We start from the raw sequence: 15178 nt of genomic DNA, 5'->3' as shown, positions 1-15178 counted from the left end.
GAGGTCGGCTTCCTCTGTCGTGATCAGCGTGGGGAGGTAGGCCGTGACGCCTGTCTCGAGCAGCGCCTCGCCGGCCGCGGCGAACCCGTCGGTGTCCGCGCCGAGGAAGTCGACGCCCGCGAAGCCGTTCACCTGCAGGTCGACGAAGCCGGGTGAGGCGATCCCGCGGCCGAGCCCGTCGAGCCCCACGGCGGTGATACGGCCGTCGTCGACGGCGACGTCGCCGGGAACGAGCCGACCGTCGACGAGCGCCGCCTCGACGCCGAGCTTCATGGCTCGAGCGCCCGGCGGACGACACCGCCGGCCCCGTCGAGACGCGCCCGCGCCGTCCGCGCGTCCACGCCGAGCTCGAGCATCACGATCGCCAGCTTCGCGTCTCCGCCGGAAGCCTCGAGCGCCGTGTGGACGCGCTCCGCCGGCGCCCCGGTCGCGTTGCGGACGATCGCGCGTACCCGTTCCCGCAGCTTCTCGTTCGTCGCGACGACGTCGACCATCAGGTTCCCGAACGTCTTGCCGAGCCGCACCATCGAGATCGTCGAGATAGCGTTGAGCACGAGCTTCTGCGCCGTCCCCGCCTTCAAGCGCGTCGAGCCCGCGATGAGCTCACCGCCGACGACGACCGCGACTTCGTGGTCGGCAAGGGCGCCGAGCGGCGAGCCCTCGACGCACGTGACTGCGACCGTCAGCGCGCCGACGGCGGACGCCTCCTCGAGCGCGCCGAGCACGTAGGGTGTCCGGCCGCTGGCGCTGAGCGCGACCACGGCGTCCTTCGCCGTCGGGTCGAGCGCGGCCACGTCCTCCGCACCGGCCGCCGCGTCGTCCTCGGCGTGCTCCTGCGCGGTCGCGGACGCTTCGGCACCGCCCGCGACGAGCGCGACGACGCGCCCGGGGGGAAGGCCGAACGTCGACTGGCACTCGACGGCGTCGACGAGCGCGAGCCGGCCCGAGGTGCCTGCGCCCGCGTAGACGAGCCGCCCGCCGTCGGCGAGCCGCGCGGCGATCGCGTCGATCGCCGCGACGAGTTCGTCCCGGGCGCGCGCGACCGCTCGCGGGACTTCTGCGTCCGCCTCGTTCATCGCCTCGACGAGCTCTGCGGTCGAGCGGAGGTCGAGGTTCGCGCCGGCCGGGTCCCAGGCCTCGGTCGGGAGCCGTTCGAGCCCGGAGTCGCTGCGCGCCGTCTCCACGCGTGCCAGTCTACGCACGCCGTGGTAGAGTGGTCAAGACCAATGTTGCGACAGAGGCGGGAAAGTGGTACAGCTCTCGCGTCCCCGGAACGCGGTGGAGAGGGTTCCTAGCGCAATGGCCACGATCGAGCTCGACCACGTCACGAAGGTCTACGGCAACGGGTTCGTCGCCGCTCACGACGTCAGCCTCGCGATCGCGGATGGTGAGTTCATCGTCTTCGTCGGGCCGTCCGGCTGCGGGAAGTCGACGCTCCTGCGCATGATCGCCGGGCTCGAGGAGGTCACCGTCGGCACCGTCCGGATCGACGGCGAGGACGTGACCGATCTGGCGCCGCGCCGACGCGACATCGCGATGGTCTTCCAGAGCTACGCGCTCTACCCGCACATGACCGTCCGCGAGAACCTCGCCTACGGCCTCAAGGTGCGGCGCGCACCGAAGGCCGACGCGCGGAAGCGCGTCGAGGACGTGGCGGAGCTGCTCGGCCTCACCGATCTCCTCGATCGCAAGCCCGCACAGCTCTCCGGCGGGCAGCGGCAGCGCGTCGCGATGGGCCGGGCGATCGTCCGCGAGCCGCGCGCGTTCCTGATGGACGAGCCGCTCTCGAACCTCGACGCGAAGCTCCGCGTCGGTATGCGCGCGTCGCTCGCCGAGCTGCACGCGCGCCTCGGCGTGACGACGATCTACGTCACGCACGACCAGACGGAGGCGATGACGCTCGGCCAGCGCGTCGCGGTCCTGCGCGAAGGGCGGATCGTGCAGGTCGACGCGCCGCAGACGCTCTACGCGAAGCCGCGCAACGTCTTCGTCGCCGCCTTCATCGGCTCACCGTCGATGAATCTCGTCGAGGCCGTGGTCGACGCCGACGTCGTGCGCTTCGGTGGCTACGCGGTCCCGCTCGACCCCGAGCGTCGTCCGCCGACCGGCCCCGTCGTGCTGGGCATCCGGCCGGAGGCGTTCGAGGACGCGGCGTTCGCCGACCCGCGCCTTCCGCGGCTCGACGTGCGTGTGGACGTGCTCGAGCAGCTCGGGGCCAACACGCACGCGTGCTTCCGTGTCCAGGCCCGGGCACCGCAGCTCGACCTTGGCATCGAGGGCGACGAGGTGTCGCTGCTCACGCAGGAGACGACACTCTTCACCGCCCGGCTCGACCCCCGTTCGGAGGCGCACCAGAGGTCGGCGCTCGCGCTGGCCGTCGACCCGGCCGCGTTCCATTTCTTCGACGTGCACGACGGCTCGGCGCTCACGGCGGACCCCACGCCGGCCGCGGGCGCCGAGCAGGTTCCCGTCGGGTCGGCGGAGAACTGGTCTTGATCAGATGCGAGACGAGACGACGAAGCGGACGGTGACCAAGCAGAGCGAGACGCGAAGTCAGGTGCTCGACCTGATCGAGCAGCTCGGCGTGGGGGAGGCGATCCCGTCCGAGCGCCAGCTGTCCGCGAGCCTCGGCGTCTCTCGCCTCACCGTGCGCGCCGCGCTCGACGAGCTCGTCCGGGAGGGCCTGCTCGTCCGACGCCACGGGAGCGGAACGTTCGTGAGCGAGCCGAAGATCGCCCAGGAGCTCACGATGACCTCGTTCACGGAGGACATGGAGCGACGCGGGATGGTCCCGGCGAGCCGCACGCTCGACCTCCGCATCGCGCCGGCAGGGGCGCACCTGGGCCGCTTGCTGCATGTTTCGCCCTCCGAGCCGGTCGTGATCATCAGCCGGCTCAGGCTCGCCGACCGCGAGACGATGGCGATCGAGACCCTCCACGTGCGGGAGTCGCTCGTTCCCGGCCTGTCGTCCCGTGACCTCGAGCGACAGTCGTTCTACGAGCTCCTCCTCGACCGGTACGGGATCGACATCGTGGGCGGTCTGCAGACGATCGAGCCCACGGTCACCAACGAGACGGAGTCCGAGGCGCTCGGCGTGCCGCTCCACTCGCCGGCGTTCCTGTTCGAACGCACGACGCGCTCCTCGAGCGGCGAGATCGTCGAGTATGTCCGCTCGATCTACCGAGGCGACCGGTACAAGCTCGTCACCGAGCTCAACCGCTCACCCCTGAGGCGAAACGGCGGTGGCAACTGACCGTCGACCGACGGTGGTCAGTACCACAACCCGCGCACCCAGACGGCTCTCTCGCGATCTGCGCCCCATGAATCCGTGGAATGCCGAGCACAGGAGGAAAAGTGGTCTTGACATCCTCTACGATCTGTGCCAGTGTTCCGAGCCGTGGCCGATTGGTATGAGCCAGTAGGCGGTTTGGTCGCTTGCCCCGCCGGCCACCGGGAATCCGGAGCGCCCCCGCCCGCCTACCGATGCGCTTGGGGGTATCGCCCATGAGAGCACGCATCATCGGCGCCGCAGTTCTCGTCGGCGCCGCCCTCGCCGTCGTCGCGTCGACCGCCTCCGGCGGGACGCAGGCGACCAACAGCATCACCGTCTGGCTCCAGACCGACGCCCAGGCGACGAACTGGGAGCCGATCGTCAAGGCGGCCAACGCGGCCTTCCAGAAGGATCATCCCGGGGTCGCGGTGAACGTCCAGTACCAGACGTGGGGGAACCACCTCCAGAAGTTCGACGCCACCCTTGCCGGCGGCAACGCGCCGGACGTCATCGAGATGGGCAACACCGAGATGACGAAGTACATGGCCGCCGGCGCGTTCCAGGACCTGAGCTCCGAGAAGGCATCGATCCCGAACTCGAGCACGTGGCTCGAGGGGCTCGCCGCCTCCGGCCGCTTCGGCGGAAAGCTCTACGGCGTCCCGTACTACGCAGGCTCGCGCGTGGTCACGTATCGGACCGATCTGTTCAAGAAGGCGGGCATCAAGGCCCCCGCCACGCTGGCGCAGTTCACGGCGGCGGCGAAGAAGCTCGCCGCGCAGAACAAGCAGAAGGGCTTCTCGCCCGTCTACATCGCCGGCACGGACTGGTACGTGGCGATGAGCTTCGTCTACGACTACGGCGGATCGATCGCGAAGCAGGTGAGCGGCAAGTGGAAGGGCACGCTCGCGTCGCCGAGGTCGATCGCCGGCCTGACGGCGTACAAGAGCTTCTTCGGCGCGGTCTCGAAGGCCTCGAAGACGACCGACGAGGCGCACCCGAACCCGTACGACGTCTACGCCCAGGGCCAGGCGGGCTCGATGATCGGCCCGGCGTGGTTCAGCTGCTGCGTCGGCGACAAGTACAAGGCCTCGACGGCGCAGTTCGTGATGCCGAGCCGGACGGTCGGTCAGCCGCTGCCGGGCTTCCTCGGCGGCTCGGACCTCGCCGTGCCGATCGGCGGGAACAAGGCGCTCGCCGTCGACTGGATCAAGGCGTACACGAGCAACGCGTCGATGACGGCGCTGCGCGCGATCGGCAACATCCCCAACACGACGTCGCTCCTCGGCTCGAGCGTCAACGAGCGGGCCGCGAAGCGGAGCTGGTTCGTCCCGACCGCGAAGAACTGGGTGAGCGTGGAGAACGGCAACATCCTCCGGAACATGCTCGCCCAGATCCTCACGGGACGCCTGACGGTGAAGCAGGCCGCCCAGTCCGCGAGCGACAACATCACCTCGGTGCTGAACGCGAACGTCTAACGGCGGAGTTGCGGGGCGGGAATCACGGTGGCACCTGATCCCGCCCCGCACGCAGCGGCCGTCGCCGCCGGAGCCCCGTCCCTGGGCTCGAGGCGGCGGCGGCCGCTCGACGCGCGCCGGGTCGCGCGGGGGGCCGTCCCGTACCTCCTGATCACGCCCGTGGTCGTGGCGATCGGGGCGATCCTCGGGTACCCGCTCTACCATCTCGTCTCGCTCTCGTTCCAGCGGTACGGGCTGCCCGAGCTGATCCAGCGGCAGGGCAGCTGGGTCGGGCTCGACAACTACCGCTCGGTGCTCGAGGACCGCATCTTCTGGGACACGCTCGTGCGGACGGTCGTCTTCACGGCCGCGAACGTCGGGCTGACGATGGTGGTCGGCACCCTGATCGCCCTCCTGCTGCTCCGGCTCTCGACGCCGGTCAGGATCCTCTTGACCTCGGGCCTCGTGCTCGTGTGGTCGATGCCGGCCGTCGTCGCCGTTCAGGTCTGGTACTGGATGACCAACTTCCAGAACGGCGTCCTCAACTACATCCTCACCGAGGTCGGGTTCGGCGACTACTTCCAGCACGACTGGTACGCGTCGACGTTCTCTCAGCTCTCGATGGTCACGTTGTTGATCGTCTGGGGCGCGATCCCGTTCGTCACGGTGACCGTCTACGCGGGCCTGGCCCAGGTGCCTCGCGAGCTGGTCGAGGCGGCGCAGATGGACGGCGCGGGCCCGCTCCGCGTCTTCCGCGACGTCACGTTCCCGACCCTCAAGCCCATCCTCCTGATCCTCACGAGTCTCTCGATCATCTGGGACTTCGGCGTCTTCACGCAGCCGTACCTCCTGATCGGGGCCTCGCACGTCGACGCGTCGAACTACCTGATGGGCGTCTACGTCTACATCGAGGGCTATGCGCACTCGAACTTCGGGCGCGGCGCGGCGATCTCGATCCTGATGCTGCTCATGGTCGCTGCGATGAGCATTCCCTACGTGCGCCGCATGGTGCGGATGGGGGACACCGCGTGACGAGCGTTCCCGCAGACGTTCCGCGGAGGCGTGGCCGACATGGGGGCATCGTGCGCCGCCGGGCGTGGGACGCCGTCGGCATCGCGCTCTTCGTCGTGCTCGTGTTCCCCGTCTACTGGATGGTGTCCACCGCGTTCAAGCCGGACGACGAGGTGAACAGCCTCACGCCCACGTGGTTCCCGACCTCGCCGACCCTCGACCACTTCCGCGACGCGATGGCGCGCCCCTATTTCTGGGACACCGTCAGGAACAGCCTGATCGTCGTGTGCGCCGCGGTCCTCTTCTCGATCGTGCTCGCGTTCCTCGCCGCCGTCGCGCTCGCGAAGTACCGCTTCACGGGCCGCAAGCTGTTCATCGGGGCGATGATCGGGATCCTGATGCTGCCGCCGGCGGGGCTCGTGATCCCGCTCTACGTGGTGCTGGCGCGGTACCACCTGACGAACACGCTCACGGGCGTGACGCTCACCTATCTGACGTTCGTGCTCCCGTTCGCCGTGTGGACGTTGCGCGGCTTCATCCTCGGGATTCCGAAGGACCTCGAGGAGGCGGCGATGGTCGACGGCTCGAGCCGCGTCGGAGCGTTCGTCCGGATCCTCCTGCCGCTCGTCGCACCGGGCCTCGTCGCGACGTCGGTCTTCGCGTTCATCACGTCGTGGAACGAGTACATCTTCGCGAGCGTGCTGCTCTCCGACCAGTCGAACCAGACGGTCACCGTGTGGCTCTCGTACTTCTACGGGACGAGCCGCAACACCGATTGGGGCGCGCTGATGGCCGCGTCGACGCTGACCGCCGTTCCCGTGATCATCTTCTTCCTCCTCGTACAGCGGCGGATCATGTTCGGCCTCACGTCCGGCGCAGTGCGCGGGTAGCGCAGCGTGAGCCGCGCTCCGGCGTTTCCGCCGCTGATCCCCAAGCCGCTCGCCGTCGCGCCGCGTCGGGGCGCGTTCCAGCTCGGGCGGTCGGCACGAATCGTCGTGCGCGCGGACGACCCGGGGGCCGCGCGGGTCGCGCGCCTCCTCGCCGCGCGCCTGCGGCCGGCGACCGGATGCCGGCTGCCCGTCTCCGTGTCGCGCGAGCCCGGTTCCGGCGACCTCGTCCTCGGGCTGTCGCCCGGTGACCGCGCTCTCGGCGACGAGGGCTACCGCCTGCGCGTCGAGCCGACCATGGCTCGTCTCGACGCGCGCACACCCGCGGGCCTCTTCTACGCGACGCAGACGCTCCGGCAGCTCCTGCCCGCATCGGTCGACTCCGCGAGACGACGGCCGGGGCGATTCGAGATCGGCCTCGTCACGATCCACGACCGCCCGCGCTTCGGCTGGCGCGGTCTGATGCTCGACGTCGCGCGCCACTTCTTCGACGTGGGCGAGGTGCAGCGGCTGATCGACCTGATGGCGCTCTACAAGCTGAACCGCCTCCACCTCCATCTGACCGACGACCAGGGCTGGCGGATCGCCGTGCGCTCCTGGCCGAACCTGACGCGAGTCGGCGCGAGCACCGCGGTCGGCGGCGGCCCGGGCGGCCACTTCACGAGGCGGCAGTACGCCCAGATCGTTCGCTACGCACGCGACCGGTTCGTCGACGTCGTGCCGGAGATCGAGATGCCGGGACACGTCAACGCTGCGCTCGCCTCGTACGGTGAGCTCACCTGCGACGGCGTCGCCCCCGCGCCGTACACCGGGATCGACGTCGGCTTCAGCTCGTTCTGCATCGGCAAGGAGCTCACGTACGCCTTCCTGGACGACGTCCTGGGCGAGCTCGCCGCACTGACCCCGGGTGCGTACGTCCACGTCGGCGGGGACGAGGCGTTCTCGACAGATCCGAGCGACTACCGCGCCTTCGTCGAGCGCGTCCAGCGGATCGTGCGCCGGCACGGCAAGCGCGCGATCCTCTGGGAGGAGGCGGCGCGGGCGAGGCTCCAGCGAACCGCCGTGGTGCAGCACTGGCACGATCCGGAGCTCGCGCGACGCGCCGTCTCGCAGGGCGCGAAGCTCGTGCTCTCGCCCTCCACGCGCGTGTACCTCGACATGAAGTACGACCGCGGCTCGCCGCTCGGCCTCGAATGGGCCGGGCGGACGAGCGTGCGCAAGGCGTACGACTGGGATCCCGCCGACGCCGTCGAAGGTGTCGCCGAACGCGACGTCCTCGGCGTCGAGGCGCCGCTCTGGTCGGAGACGATCGACACGCGCGCGGGCCTCGACTGGCTCGCGTTTCCGCGGCTGCTCGGCGTCGCGGAGGCAGGCTGGTCGGAGGCGGGCCGGACGTGGCGTGAGTACCGCATGCGCCTCGCGGAGCACGGGCCTCGGCTCGCGGCCCTCGGTGTCGGCTTCAACGCCGATCCGTCGGTGCCGTGGTCTTCGCTCGCTACCGCCGACCGGTGATCGACCCGAGGCCCGTGTCCAGCTCCGCGCGGGGACAGGCGCCCCAGTACCCGCGATGCGCGGTTCGGGCCTCGTCGACAGCGTCGAGCAGCTGTTTCGCGTACCGGCCGCGCTCGTTGCGGAAGAAGTACGGCGAGGCGGCTCCCTTGCGCACGAGCGCGACGTTGACGTTCTCGGTGCCGACGAAGACGTAGCGGAGCAGGCGGCCGTAGCGGTCGCGGTCGTCGAGGCTTCGGTCGCGGACGAGCCGCACCCGCGTGCCCTTCGGCGCGAGCGCGATCAGCGTTTTCAAGGCAGGACGTCCGTAGCAGTCCGTCTCGAGCTCGGGCGCATCGATTTGGACGAGCCTCACCTTCGCGCCGCTCGTCAGGGTCAGCGTGTCGCCGTCGTTCACCCACTCGACGACCGCCCGCGTCGTGTCCGCAGCGGGCTCCGTGTCGGTACCGCTCTGGCACCCCGCCGCGAGCACCGCGACGGCGAGAAGCACGATCAGTCGCTCGGCACCCACACGAGCCGCGTCTCGAGCACGCGGACGTCGGTCGCCTCGAGCCTGATCTGGAAGGCGTCGACCTCGCCGGCGGTCGCCGTCCAGCGCTCGTCGATCTCAGCGACCTCGTCGAGGATCTCCTGCTCGAGCTCCGCGAGGTCGTCCTTCGTCGCGTCGACCTTCTCCTCCGCCGATTCCTTGCGCTGCGACGTGCGGGCGGTCATGCCGCGACGCGACGCGGCGCCGCCGATCGCGCTCGCCATCGACCGGGCGCTGCGACGTCCGCCGAAGAGCGCTCCGAGCACGGCCCCGGCGCCGGAGACGAGCTCGCTCGCCTGGCGGCTGCGCGTGTCGGTGTCGAGCTCCTCGACACGCCGCTGCGCCTGAGCGAGCGCCTTGTCGAGACGGTCGCGCTTCGCCTCGAGACGGTCGCGGATCTTCGCCGACTCGGCGTCCGCGCGCTCCTGCGCGGCCGTGTCGCAGCGCTTCGCGAAGTCCTCGGGGCTCTCGCCCGGGCGCGAGACGAGCTTCAGCGCCCGGTTCCGCTGCAGCTCGAGCGGACGGCGGTCGACGAGATGACGCTGGATGTCCTTCGCCGCGGCGGTGAAGAACTTCGCCTCGCCGACGGGCGCCTGGGGGAGGACGTACGCGGCACCCACGGGCGGCGCGGCGGCGAAGTCGCGGTCGTCGTAGTCGACCTGGGTCTCGCTGTCGAGGTCGAGGCCGCCGTCGAGCGGGCCGTAGACCGCCTCGAACTCCTCCTGCTCGTCGACCCCGGCCGCGCTGTCGTCGTAGCGGAGCGACACGCGGGCCGCGAGGAATGCGCGGAACCGGGTCGAGCCGGCGGTCGCGCCGACGCTCGCCCCCCAGGTCGCGGCCGGGTCGAGGTACGAGACAGTGACTCCGGCGGCAGTCGGCGGCGCGACCGAGGTCTCGTCGGCCGCGAGCTCGCGGGCGGGCGCGGAAGCCGGCGTCGGGGCAGGCTGTTCTTCCGGCGGGGGCGTCGCAGGCGCATCCGCCCGCTTCAGCTTCGCGACCTGCTCCTTCGTGAGCGGGCCGCAGAGGTACGACATCGCCCAGCGCGTCGCGAGCAGGCGCGGAGCGTTCGCCTTTGCCGAGACGAGGAGGAACTGACGCTTGCCGAGCCCGCCGATCAGCTTGTCGAGCTCGGCCACGTCGGTCGTCCCGGCGGCCGAGCGCAGGCCCTCGAGCACGCGCGCCTTGTCGTTCTCGGTCTGGAGCCGTCCGACGAGCCAGGTCCCGGCGTTCGACATCGCCTTGTAGTCGAGGTCGACCGGATTCTGTGTCGAGAGGACGAGTCCCATCCCGAAGGCACGGCCCTGCTTGAAGATCGTCAGGATCGGCTTCTTCGCGGGCGGCGCGGCCGACGGCGGCACGTAGCCGAAGACCTCGTCCATGTACGCGAGCGCGCGCAGGTCTGGCGTGCCCTCCTGTCCGCGCATCCATGTCACGAGCTTCGAGAAGACGAGCGTCACGACGAACTGACGCTCCTCCTCGGAGAGGTGCGCGAGGTAGACGACCGCGCACCGCGGCTTGCCGTCGGCGGTGAAGAGGAGCCTCTGCGGATCGAGCGGCTCGCCCTCGCCCCACGCGGAGAACTGCGGCGACGCCACGAGTGAGTTGAGCGTGAACGCGAGCTTCGTCCGGTCGGCCGGCGGGAAGAACTGGTCGATCTCGAAGACCCCGAGCTTGCGAATCGGCGGCGACTGGATCTCGCCGATCAGGGCCCCGAGGTCGAGGTCGCGCCCGGCGCGCCACGCGTTCTCGATCAGATTCGAGAGGAGCACGTGCTCGCGGCTCGAGAGCGGATCTGCCTGGATCCCGACGAGCGCGAGAAGGCTCGTCACCGTGCCCTCGATCTCGTCTCTGAGCGTCTCGGCGTCGGTGTCCCACGAGAGCGAAGGTGCCTCGAGCGAGCCGACGATGTTGAGCGGGACGCCCGCGGTCGACCCCGGGGTGTAGATCGTCACGTCGGCGGTGTCCTTCAGGGCCTGGAGCCGCTCCGGCCCGATCCCGTTCGATGCGAGCCCCTCGCGCCAGCCCGTGGCCTGCTTCTCGGCGTACTCGTCCACGGTGACGCCCGCCGCCTGCGCCTGCGCCTCGCTCACCCACGGTCGGAAGCTGGCTGGCGCGAGATCGGGGAAGACGAGCGCGAGATTCGTCATGTCGCCCTTCGGGTCGAGGACGAGCGTGGGGATCCCCGAGAGGAGCGCCTCCTCGAGGAGGACGACCCCGAGACCTGTCTTCCCCGAGCCCGTCATGCCGACGACGACCCCGTGCGTCGTCAGGTCGCTCGACCCGATCACGATCTCGTTCGTGCCCGGCTTGCCCGTCGCAGGGTCGATCTCGTAGCCGATGTGGAAGGAGCCCCGGTCGGCCATGCGCGGTGAGTCTAGAGTCAGTCGAATGCTCGACGGACTGAAGGTGGAGCCCGGCACGAAGGCGCGGATCGCCGAGCGCGACCCCGACGACAAGCTCGGCCTCGACAAGGAGGAGGGCGAGAAGCGTCTTGCGCACGTTCCGGGGCGGATCGACAAGCTGCAGTACCGCCTCTACGCCGAGGACCGCCGGAGCGTCCTGCTCGTTCTCCAGGGGCTCGACGCGTCCGGCAAGGACGGCGTCGTCAGACGGGCCTTCGAGGGCGTCAACCCGATGGGCGTCAGCGTCACCTCGTTCAGGGCGCCGGTCGGCGCAGAGCTCGAGCACGACTACCTGTGGCGGATTCACGCCGCGCTGCCGCGGCGCGGGACGGTCGGCATCTTCAACCGCTCGCACTACGAGGACGTCGTCGCGGTGCGGATGTACGGGATCGCCCCCGAGAAGGTGTGGCGACCGCGCTACGAGCACATCCGCGGCTTCGAGCGGATGCTCGTCGACGAGGGGACCACCGTGATCAAGGTCTTCCTCAACGTCTCGCGCGAGGAGCAGCGAGCGCGCTTCCAGGATCGCATCGACAACCCGGAGAAGCGCTGGAAGTTCCGCCGCGACGACCTCCTGGTGCGCGAGCAGTTCGACGACTGGATCGCCGCCTGGGACGAGGCCCTCACCGAGACCTCCACCGAGTGGGCGCCGTGGTACGTCGTCCCCGCCGACCGCAACTGGCTCAAGGCGCTCGCTGTCGGCGAGCTCGTCGTCGACGCGCTGGAGCGGCTCGACCCGCAGCTCCCCGAGCCCGAAGAGGGGCTCGACGGCCTCCGGATCTCGTAGCTGGGTGCCGCGACGTCGGAATCGCCGCCGTGATTCCGACGCCGCGGCTCTCTGGGGGAGAGACCTAGAGGAGGATCCTCGCCGCGAGCTCCGGCGAGCAGCCGCGCGCAACCAGCTCGACTGCGTCGTGCAGGTCGACCTCCACGTTCGCCGCGAGCACCGCTGCCGCGTCGAGGTCGTACCCAGACCTGCAGAGCGCGTCGAACCGCCAGGCGAGGACCTCTGCTGCCTCGTCGACGCGGAGATCCTCGAACTGTGCCGCCGTCATGCCTTGCCCCCTCTCGTGAGGGCCGTCCGCCGCTCGAGGCCCTCGTTCACCATGTCACTACCGTCGGTGATCGTGCCTGGCGACTCTTCCCCCGCGGGGCGAGACGTGCCTAGCCGTTCGGGTGGGCGCCGGTGGAGCGCCATCGTCGCCCGTCCCACCGCGGGCGTAGCTCTTGAGAGACGGCGCTGCGTTCGTAAGCTCAGAGTGAGTGGTTGAGCTCGCAGGATTCGAGGTGCCCGACGAGCACGTGCTCGAGCTCGCCGGCCTGCTCGCGGACGCTGGCTACGACGAGACGGCCGAGCGGCTGACGTACGCGCTCAAGTGGGGCGACGAGCTCGTCGGGCTACGGATAGCGGACCGTCTCGCGATCATCGACGTGCTCGACGACGCCCCCGAGGGGCTCGCCGGTCTGCGGGACGTGCTCGTCACCGAGCACCGCTGGCGTGTCCGCCACGGGATGGTCTGAGCTCCACGGCCGCGCGCGCTACGCAGCGGGCGCATGCAGCGCGATCTCGTCGAACGGGCCGGGCCAGTCGGCTCCGGCCGTCGTCCGGGCGACCGACGCGACGACCCTGTCTTCCCGCGGCTCCTCGACGGCGGCAACCATCCAGGCGGAACCGCGGGCCCGGACGAGGTCTCCGACGGACACGTGCCTGAACGGCATGTGGTACTCCAAGCTGCCGTCCGGGAACCGGACGAGCAACAGGGACGCCATCGCTTCTCCTTCTCGCTTCTCGCGGCCTCGAGGCCGGGAAGAGGTCGCAGCGGATCACGGAAAACTTTCGAGTGAGACGATTCCCGCCGGCGCGCGCCCGAAACCTGAGCGCGTCTACGGCCAGCGCTTCCAGCGGAAGCAGAAGTTCCACGGGCAAGTTCGGTGAACACGCCGGTCTCTTGATCGCGGTCGGCTTTCCACCCGCTCTGATCCTTCGAGCGCACCAGGTGGCTCATTCTCCGTTGAACGGCCCGCGATGAGTCCGCCGGGCGCCGAAGGTCCGCGCGTCAGGCGTGCTCGAGCACTTCGCCAACGTCGATGCTGATCGGGCTCACGCTTGGCGGCGGATCCGTCCGGAACCGTTCCGCTGCCTGCTGCGCCGCTTCCTCCGACTCGAAGACGATCATCGAGGCTCCGCTGGTCTCGCCGAGCCTCACCCAGTGACCGCTGACGAAACCGGGCATTTCCGAGAGGCGCGGGATCCCGTCGTTCCTCAGGAATGTCCTCGCCGCGTCGAAATCCTGAATCGTGCTCCTGGCAACCACCGCGTACATTGTGAGCCTCCTTCGTCGTGGGCGGTCGATCGAAGACGACCCGACGATGCCACAACAAGGGCCAGGATGCACGAAGCGAAGCTACGCGCTCGGTGAGGGCTGGGAGCAGCCCTCTGTCGAGTCTCAAAGCCAGCGCTTCCAGCGGAAGAAGAAAGTAACCGCGTGACCATGCGCAAACCCGCATGGTTGCGTGGTCGTCTTTCCCTAGACGCCGCGAAATGCGGTTGCGGTGTGGTCTCGGTGTGGTCTCGAAGCCGTTGTCCGTTCAGGACACGTCCACAGCGGTTATCTAGACGCCAGCGGAGGATCGTGACAGCGTTCCCGGCGGGCCACGTGAGCCATGGCGAGAGTCGGCGCGCGATGACGTTCGGAGTCTCACGCGGCCCGCTCAGAGCCCGCGCATGGAGGAGCGCCCGCTCGGCCAGCACGCCGGCGAGCTGGGCGACGTCGACGAGCGACGGCTCCGACTCGTCGAGATAGCGACGGAGGTACTTCAGCGCGGCGCGCTCGTACTTGCGGTCGCCTTTCTCGGCGTAGAGCTCAACGAGAGCGCGAGCCTGCTCGAGCGGGATGAATGAGGACATGTCCGGCGCGCCATCCGGTCTGCACGTCTTCGCCGGGACAGGTGTAGAGGTGACTTAACACTCCACGCGGGGGACTACGGATGGCACAGAACGCTTAGACCGGAAGAGTTAGACAGGAGGTCCTGCCAGGGGGGCAGGGCCCGTTTACTGCGGTAAGGGGAAGGTGGTTCTTTTTATGAAACGTCTCTTCGGCGCGACGGTCGTCGTCGTGCTCACGGGCGCGATCGCGCTCCTAACGGGCGCTGCGGCGTCGACAGGTCCGCCAGCCGGTACCTGGACGCTCTATCCGCCTCAAACCGACACGGCCGGAACGCCGACAACCAACACCACATCGGTCTATCAGACCGCCGTGCGCCCGCCGATCAACGCCGACGGGTCGAGCAACTGGCCGGCGAAGCGCGGTGTCATCCCGGTGCAGTTCGATCTGCTGGCGGGAACGAAGACCGAGACGACGACTCCGCACACGGTCGGCCCGGTCGTCTTCCAGTCGATCTTCTCGAACAGCACCGCGGCGGATGATTATTCGTACCTCGTGCTGGATCCCACGGATCCGCTGACGTTCGCGGACATCACGAGCCTGGTGGCGAACTACACGTTCACGCAGGGCGACTGCTACGGCGGGTCGCTCCGCTGGACGATCAGCGTCGAGCACGACGGGGTGGACCGGAACGTCTACGTCTACTACGGCATCCCGAACGCGCCAAACCAGGAGTGCACGTCCGGTGCCGCGAACGGCAGCGGCGAGAACCTGATGGCCGACTCGACGGCCGTGACGCCAGACCGGTTCGAGTTCGAGGGTGCAGGCGCTCCCGTCTACACGACGCACAGCGCCATGCTGGGCTTTACCAATAACGGCACCGACACGGTGAACTGGGTCGGGCTGATGCTCGACAGCGGCTGGAAGGACGCACCCAACGGCGACCAGAAGGTGACGCTCGGTGACGTGTCCGTCAACAGCAACACGTTCGAGTCCCTGAAGAACTACACGGTGACCTCCGCTCCGGTCTACGGGCCGATGGCGAAAATCTGCAACCTTCCGCCCGCAGAGATCCGCTGGGCGAAGGACGACGGAACGCCAAGCGGTGGCGTGAACGAAGACCTCAGCGTCCAGCCCAAGGACACCGGCCAGTTCTACCGCCAGGTCGACTGCAAGTACATCTACAACCTCGACGTCTCAAAGCTCTCAGGAGCGGGGACGTACGAGGTC

Annotated in this window: 16 protein-coding genes and 1 pseudogene; 10 read left to right on the top strand and 7 right to left on the bottom strand. The window is 69.4% G+C overall.

Annotation, left to right across the window (positions count from 1 at the left end; genetic code table 11):
* Nucleotides 1-273 (bottom strand): annotated as a pseudogene (locus VNM44_RS02235) (N-acetylglucosamine-6-phosphate deacetylase); the annotation flags it as partial.
* On the bottom strand, nt 270-1184 hold the full coding sequence (murQ, locus tag VNM44_RS02230; protein ID WP_325622131.1) for an N-acetylmuramic acid 6-phosphate etherase: 915 nt from the start codon (nt 1182-1184) through the stop codon (nt 270-272). The gene murQ and the pseudogene VNM44_RS02235, both read right to left, overlap by 4 nt.
* A 115-nt stretch (nt 1185-1299) precedes the next feature.
* Between murQ and VNM44_RS02225 the strand changes: the two genes are divergently transcribed.
* The 6 genes from VNM44_RS02225 to VNM44_RS02200 all read left to right on the top strand — a co-directional run bounded on the left by VNM44_RS02225 (nt 1300) and on the right by VNM44_RS02200 (nt 8135).
* Nucleotides 1300-2496: a sn-glycerol-3-phosphate ABC transporter ATP-binding protein UgpC gene (locus tag VNM44_RS02225; protein ID WP_325622129.1), complete on the top strand. Its 1197-nt coding sequence runs from the start codon at nt 1300-1302 to the stop codon at nt 2494-2496.
* A 31-nt stretch (nt 2497-2527) separates the two neighbouring features.
* Entirely contained in the window at nt 2528-3253 is a 726-nt protein-coding gene (locus tag VNM44_RS02220) for a GntR family transcriptional regulator (protein WP_325622127.1), read from the top strand.
* Nucleotides 3254-3504: 251 nt separating this feature from the next.
* Complete coding sequence (locus VNM44_RS02215) at nt 3505-4746, top strand: extracellular solute-binding protein (RefSeq protein ID WP_325622125.1); 1242 nt, start codon at nt 3505-3507, stop codon at nt 4744-4746.
* A gap of 27 nt (nt 4747-4773) precedes the next feature.
* The gene (locus tag VNM44_RS02210; RefSeq protein WP_325622123.1) at nt 4774-5757 is read left to right on the top strand and encodes a sugar ABC transporter permease; all 984 of its coding nucleotides are present in this window, start codon (nt 4774-4776) and stop codon (nt 5755-5757) included.
* A gap of 50 nt (nt 5758-5807) precedes the next feature.
* Entirely contained in the window at nt 5808-6626 is an 819-nt protein-coding gene (locus VNM44_RS02205) for a carbohydrate ABC transporter permease (protein ID WP_325622121.1), read from the top strand.
* Nucleotides 6627-6632: 6 nt separating this feature from the next.
* Entirely contained in the window at nt 6633-8135 is a 1503-nt protein-coding gene (locus VNM44_RS02200; RefSeq protein ID WP_325622119.1) for a beta-N-acetylhexosaminidase, read from the top strand.
* On the opposite strand, the gene VNM44_RS02195 is transcribed toward VNM44_RS02200, so the two are convergent.
* Together VNM44_RS02195 and VNM44_RS02190 are read right to left on the bottom strand one after the other, a co-directional pair.
* Nucleotides 8119-8643 carry a thermonuclease family protein gene (locus VNM44_RS02195; RefSeq protein ID WP_325622117.1) on the bottom strand — a complete coding sequence of 175 codons (525 nt, stop codon included), beginning with the start codon at nt 8641-8643 and terminating at the stop codon, nt 8119-8121. The genes VNM44_RS02200 and VNM44_RS02195 overlap by 17 nt on opposite strands.
* A complete protein-coding gene (locus tag VNM44_RS02190; protein WP_325622115.1) occupies nt 8625-11024 on the bottom strand; it encodes an ATP-binding protein in 2400 nt (799 codons plus the stop codon). Before VNM44_RS02190 ends, VNM44_RS02195 begins: the two co-directional genes overlap by 19 nt.
* A 25-nt stretch (nt 11025-11049) precedes the next feature.
* Between VNM44_RS02190 and VNM44_RS02185 the strand changes: the two genes are divergently transcribed.
* Entirely contained in the window at nt 11050-11850 is an 801-nt protein-coding gene (locus tag VNM44_RS02185; RefSeq protein WP_325622112.1) for a PPK2 family polyphosphate kinase, read from the top strand.
* A gap of 64 nt (nt 11851-11914) precedes the next feature.
* On the opposite strand, the gene VNM44_RS02180 is transcribed toward VNM44_RS02185, so the two are convergent.
* On the bottom strand, nt 11915-12118 hold the full coding sequence (locus tag VNM44_RS02180; RefSeq protein ID WP_325622110.1) for a hypothetical protein: 204 nt from the start codon (nt 12116-12118) through the stop codon (nt 11915-11917).
* Nucleotides 12119-12326: 208 nt separating this feature from the next.
* On the opposite strand from VNM44_RS02180, the gene VNM44_RS02175 reads away from it, so the two are divergent.
* The gene (locus VNM44_RS02175) at nt 12327-12584 is read left to right on the top strand and encodes a hypothetical protein (RefSeq protein ID WP_325622108.1); all 258 of its coding nucleotides are present in this window, start codon (nt 12327-12329) and stop codon (nt 12582-12584) included.
* Nucleotides 12585-12602: 18 nt separating this feature from the next.
* Here the strand turns inward: VNM44_RS02175 and VNM44_RS02170 are convergent, their stop codons facing one another.
* Together VNM44_RS02170 and VNM44_RS02165 are read right to left on the bottom strand one after the other, a co-directional pair.
* On the bottom strand, nt 12603-12833 hold the full coding sequence (locus VNM44_RS02170; protein ID WP_325622106.1) for a hypothetical protein: 231 nt from the start codon (nt 12831-12833) through the stop codon (nt 12603-12605).
* A gap of 287 nt (nt 12834-13120) precedes the next feature.
* Nucleotides 13121-13387 carry a hypothetical protein gene (locus VNM44_RS02165; protein WP_325622104.1) on the bottom strand — a complete coding sequence of 89 codons (267 nt, stop codon included), beginning with the start codon at nt 13385-13387 and terminating at the stop codon, nt 13121-13123.
* 401 nt (nt 13388-13788) lie between these two features.
* Between VNM44_RS02165 and VNM44_RS02160 the strand changes: the two genes are divergently transcribed.
* Together VNM44_RS02160 and VNM44_RS02155 are read left to right on the top strand one after the other, a co-directional pair.
* Nucleotides 13789-13965, top strand: a complete 177-nt coding sequence (locus tag VNM44_RS02160) for a hypothetical protein (protein ID WP_325622102.1) — start codon at nt 13789-13791, stop codon at nt 13963-13965.
* A gap of 181 nt (nt 13966-14146) precedes the next feature.
* Nucleotides 14147-15178: hypothetical protein (locus VNM44_RS02155; protein WP_325622100.1), on the top strand; the 1032-nt coding region annotated here is incomplete at its 3' end.

It is taken from the genome of Gaiella sp. (genome assembly GCF_035558935.1).
Classification (GTDB): Bacteria; Actinomycetota; Thermoleophilia; order Gaiellales; family Gaiellaceae; genus Gaiella.
This window is presented reverse-complemented; position numbering and strand designations above follow the sequence as displayed.

Bases quoted from the DNA above. Each gene is read 5' to 3' on its own strand.
- VNM44_RS02165 (WP_325622104.1), bottom strand. From the start codon at position 13,387: ATGTACGCGGTGGTTGCCAGGAGCACGATTCAGGATTTCGACGCGGCG.
- VNM44_RS02180 (WP_325622110.1), bottom strand. From the start codon at position 12,118: ATGACGGCGGCACAGTTCGAGGATCTCCGCGTCGACGAGGCAGCAGAG.
- VNM44_RS02225 (WP_325622129.1), top strand. From the start codon at position 1,300: ATGGCCACGATCGAGCTCGACCACGTCACGAAGGTCTACGGCAACGGG.
- VNM44_RS02190 (WP_325622115.1), bottom strand. From the start codon at position 11,024: ATGGCCGACCGGGGCTCCTTCCACATCGGCTACGAGATCGACCCTGCG.
- VNM44_RS02160 (WP_325622102.1), top strand. From the start codon at position 13,789: ATGGAGGAGCGCCCGCTCGGCCAGCACGCCGGCGAGCTGGGCGACGTC.
- VNM44_RS02185 (WP_325622112.1), top strand. From the start codon at position 11,050: ATGCTCGACGGACTGAAGGTGGAGCCCGGCACGAAGGCGCGGATCGCC.
- VNM44_RS02170 (WP_325622106.1), bottom strand. From the start codon at position 12,833: ATGGCGTCCCTGTTGCTCGTCCGGTTCCCGGACGGCAGCTTGGAGTAC.
- VNM44_RS02215 (WP_325622125.1), top strand. From the start codon at position 3,505: ATGAGAGCACGCATCATCGGCGCCGCAGTTCTCGTCGGCGCCGCCCTC.